Here is a 1,657-nt window from a genome sequence, read left to right on the forward strand (position 1 = left end):
CACCTTCAACAAGATGATTGAAGCGTTTAAGCCCCAGGTTTTCATTGTTGATCCCATCAGCAACCTGATTAACGCCGGAACCGCGTCAGAAGTCAAATCCATCTTAACGCGACTGATCGACTATCTGAAGATTGAAAAGATTACGACTTTCCTTACGGATCTCACCCATTTCGGTGGAAACCCTGAACGCACGAGCGAAGAGATCTCTTCTCTTATCGATACGTGGCTTCTCTTAAGAGATATCGAACTCAAGGGCGAACGCAACCGGGGGCTCTACATTTTAAAATCCAGGGGCATGAATCACTCCAACCAGATTCAGGAATTTTTGATCACAAGCCATGGCCTCGACCTGGTCGATATCTATACCGGTGACGGCGAGGCATTAACCGGCAGTGCCCGGGAAGCGCAGGAAAAGGCATTGGAAATGGACCGCCGGCATGAGGCGGATCGCATCCGCCGGGACCAGGAGCGCAAGCGAAAAGCCCTTGAAGCAAAAGTCGAGGCCCTGCGCGCTGAATTTGACGCGGAATCCGAAGAACTCAAATTTTTGAGGGAAGACGAACGTTTGATTCATATAGGAGGTTCGACCATGCGCCAGATATGGATAGCGGCCAGCCTTGCGACAATCCTTCTCGTGGGCCAGGCGACCGCGGCTGACCGGGCAAAGAAGGCGGAAGTCACTGAGAGCAAGGCGGGGGTACTGGAGCAGAACGCCGCGGCCGATGGCAGCAAGGCGCTCCCTTCTGCATCCGAGATCATCACGAAGTCTGAAGCGCAGACAGTAGATCCGGTCGGCGAAGAGCCCTTAAACGATGCGATTACCTGTCTTTCACGTACCATCTACTGGGAGGCCAGGGGCGATGGGGCTGCCAGCATGGAAGCAGTCGCCAATGTTGTCATGAACCGGCTCGGCCATGAGGGCTTTTCGAACACTATTTGTGAAGTTGTCAAGCAAGGCAGCGAGCAGGGAGCCTGCCAGTTCTCGTGGTGGTGCGATGGCCGTTCGGATGACGCAGAGGAGGATAAATCTTACGCGATCGCCAAGGAAATAGCTCGAAAAGCTCTCAATCGGCAACTAACAGACCGAACCGGCGGAGCATTGTATTTCCATCAGCGGAAAGTAACACCTAGTTGGTCCGCGGAATACATCAAGACAGTCGAGATTGGCGAGTTTATCTTCTACAAACCCCACGCAGGCGCGGCAAAATAATAGCGCTTTGGTCGGGGAATGGACAGCCCTGATAACACTTTTGACTTACCCTGCCAGGAAATAAAAGAATCCTTATCTTCTTTTCTCACGACATTGGTGGTCTGTGTGGCCTCATCATAGACAATTATACGGCATCGCCTTTTTTTACCTGCCGCATGACATCATTGATTTTCTGTTTCAGAGATGTCATTGAATACATTGAATTTTCAAGACAACTCGAACCTGACAATCCTCATATCGACGAATACATCAAGAAATACGACCCGAATCATCTCTTCTACACGCTTGAAGAAGAGATCATATCCTTAAACTTTTCTAATTTCTTGAATCGAAAGAAGTCATCTTCAATCTTTCCTTATCATTTGCCACTTATAGCGCCAAAGGGTCGAAAAAAGGGCCATATATAACACTATGGCTAAATATGACCTTTTTATATGACTGTTACTG

The 1,657-nt window shown here is 49.4% G+C and carries 1 protein-coding gene and 1 pseudogene; both read left to right on the forward strand.

Going from position 1 to position 1,657, the window contains the following annotated elements; translation table 11 throughout:
* Positions 1-13: 13 nt before the first annotated feature.
* A pseudogene (locus tag QME66_13745) lies at positions 14-289 on the forward strand (ATPase domain-containing protein).
* Positions 290-589: 300 nt separating this feature from the next.
* Positions 590-1,210 carry a cell wall hydrolase gene (locus QME66_13750; protein ID MDI6810007.1) on the forward strand — a complete coding sequence of 207 codons (621 nt, stop codon included), beginning with the start codon at positions 590-592 and terminating at the stop codon, positions 1,208-1,210.
* Positions 1,211-1,657 lie beyond the last annotated feature (447 nt).

The organism is Candidatus Eisenbacteria bacterium (assembly GCA_030017955.1).
GTDB lineage: Bacteria > Eisenbacteria > RBG-16-71-46 > JASEGR01 > JASEGR01 > JASEGR01.